Source organism: Paracoccus laeviglucosivorans (assembly GCF_900182695.1).
GTDB lineage: Bacteria > Pseudomonadota > Alphaproteobacteria > Rhodobacterales > Rhodobacteraceae > Paracoccus > Paracoccus laeviglucosivorans.
In genome coordinates this window covers 1-2,803 of the sequence record NZ_FXTK01000063.1, presented here as the reverse complement: position 1 = coordinate 2,803, position 2,803 = coordinate 1, and the positions used below count along the sequence as shown (strand labels likewise).

The following is a 2,803-nucleotide window of genomic DNA, read 5'->3' as shown; positions in this document are numbered from 1 at the left end:
AGCATGCGTTTCAGCGAGGTCTTGATCCCCACCGCCGCGATGGCGATCAGCAGCGCCCAACGCGACAGGTCGGCCGCGGCCCCGGCCAGCGCCTGCGGGATCAGCCCCAGACTGTTCAGCGCCGCCAGCACCAGAAAGCCCAGCACAAAGCCCGGCAGCAGCGGCGGGCGCGCGCCCCCTTGCGCCAACCCCCGCGCCCGGATCGCGACCGAGATGCACAGCACCACCGGCGCCAGCATCGCCACGCGGATCAGCTTGACCAGCGTCGCCGTCTCGCCCGCCTCGTCGCTGATGGAAAAGCCCGCGCCGACCACTTGCGCCACGTCATGGATGGTGCCGCCCAGAAACACTCCACTGGTGCGTGCGTCAAAGGCCAGCAGCTGCGCCAGCATCGGATAGATCACCATGGCCACGGTCGACAGCACCGTCACCGACAGCACGGTAAAGACCAGATCGCGTTCGGATTTGTCATGGCGCGGCAGCACGGCGGCGATGGCCATGGCGGCGGATGCGCCGCAGATCGCGACCGCGCCCCCGGTCAGCAGCCCAAAGCACCAGCCCCGCCCGCAGGCGCGCCCGGCCAGCAGCCCAAAGCCGATGGTGGCGACCACCGCCCCCACCACCAGCGCGATGGCCCCCGCGCCCAGACCCGCCAGCATCTCGACGCTGATGCGCGCGCCCAAAAGCGCCACCCCCAGCCGCAGCACCGTGCGGGCGGTAAAGCCCACGCCGGGCGCGGTGCGGGTGCCGTCCTCGGCCAGAAAGTTCAGCGCAAGGCCCAGCAGCAGCGCCAGCAGCATGGCGGGCGCGCCGTAATGTTCCGACAGGAATTGCGCGGTCGCGGCCACCAGCACGGATACGGCAAAGCCGGGGAACAGTTGGCGCAGCAGGTGGGGCGTGGGCAGGGAAAGCGTGGTCATGTGGCATTACCGCAGGCAGCAGGATCTGGCCCGGCGCGAAGGGGTCCGCGCCGGTGGGGCGGCCCCGTGGCGGGCGCCGCGCTTTTGGATGCGTCAGGCCGCCAGGATCAGGCCGCGCCCTGTTGCGGGCGCATGTCGCCCGGCTCGATCCCGGCCACCACGACCGGCTTCTTCATGGCGTCGCGGCGGAACGGCTCGCCCAGTTCCTGATTCAGCAGCACCTCGATGAAGGTGGTCTCGCGCGATTGCATCTGCCGCTCGATCGCGTCATGCAGCGCGGCGGTCAGTTCCTCGGGGCCGCGGACCTGCACGCCATGCGCGCCGCAGGCCTTGGCGATGCCGGCGTAAGACGTGCCCCGGTCCAGCTCCGTGCCCACGAAATTGTCGGCATACCACAGCGTCGTGTTGCGCTTTTCCGCGCCCCATTGATAGTTGCGGAAGATCACCATGGTGATCGCGGGCCAGTCGTCGCGCCCGCAGGCCGTCATCTCGTTCATGGAAATCCCGAAGGCGCCGTCGCCCGCAAAGCCGATCACCGGCGTGTCGGGATTGCCCAGCTTGGCCCCAAGGATCGCCGGAAAGCCATAGCCGCAGGGGCCGAACAGGCCCGGCGCCAGGTATTTGCGCCCTGCCTCGAAGCTGGGATAGGCATTGCCGATGGCGCAGTTGTTGCCGATATCCGACGACACGATGGCATTGCCGGGCACGGCCTGCATGATCGCGCGCCATGCCTGACGCGGGCTCATCAGATCGGCGTCGCGTGTGCGCGCGCCGGCGTTCCATTCGGTGCCGGGATCGTCGTCTTCGTGGTCCAGACTGGACAGTTCCTGCGCCCAGCGGGACCGGGTCTGCGCCACCAGATCGCGCCGCGCCTGCCGCCCCGCATCGCCCGCATCCGGCGACAGTTGCGACAAGATCCCCCGCGCCACCTTGGCCGCATCGCCCTGAATGCCCACGGTGACGCGCTTGGTCAGCCCGATCCGGTCGGCATTGATATCGACCTGAATGATCTGCGCATCCTTGGGCCAATAGTCGATGCCATAGCCCGGCAGGGTCGAGAACGGGTTCAGCCGCGTCCCCAGCGCCAGCACCACATCGGCCTTGGCGATGATCTCCATCCCCGCTTTCGAGCCGTTATAGCCCAGCGGTCCCATGGCCAGCGGGTGGCTGCCCGGAAAGCTGTCATTATGCTGGTAATTGCTGCAGACCGGCGCATCCAGCCGCTCGGCCAGTGCGATCAGATCGGGGATGGCACCCGACAGCACGACCCCTGCCCCCGACAGGATCACCGGGAATTTGGCGTTGGAAAGCAGCTGCGCCGCCTGCGCCACCGCGTTCTCGCCACCTGCCGGGCGTTCAAAGGCCACGACCTGCGGCAGATCGACATCGATCACCTGGGTCCACATGTCGCGCGGGATGTTGATCTGGGCGGGCGCGCTGTTGCGCCAGGCCTGCATGATGACGCGGTTCAAGACCTCGGGAATGCGCGAGGGATCGCGCACTTCCTCTTGATAACACACGCAATCCGCGAACAGGCGCATCTGCTCCATCTCCTGGAAGCCGCCCTGCCCGATGGTCTTGTTGGCGGCCTGAGGCGTCACCAGCAGCAAGGGCGTATGGTTCCAATAGGCGGTCTTGATCGGCGTCACGAACCCCGTGACCCCCGGCCCGTTCTGCGCAATCGCCATCGACATCTTGCCCGTCGAGCGCGTGAACCCATCCGCCATCAGACCGGCATTCGTCTCATGCGCGCAGTCCCAGAAACTAATCCCGGCCTTCGGAAAAAGATCACTCACAGGCATCATCGCAGAGCCAATGATCCCAAAGGCATGCTCAATACCATGCAACTGCAATACCTTAACAAATGACTCCTCAGTCGTCAT

Annotated in this window: 2 protein-coding genes; both read right to left on the bottom strand. The window is 67.0% G+C overall.

Annotated features, from left to right (window positions below):
- Positions 1-920, bottom strand: a 920-nt coding sequence (locus tag FN835_RS20960; protein WP_142665169.1) for a YeiH family protein, incomplete at its 3' end; no start/stop codon positions are given.
- 107 nt (positions 921-1,027) lie between these two features.
- Positions 1,028-2,803, bottom strand: a 1,776-nt coding sequence (gene xsc / locus FN835_RS20955; RefSeq protein ID WP_142665168.1) for a sulfoacetaldehyde acetyltransferase, incomplete at its 5' end; no start/stop codon positions are given.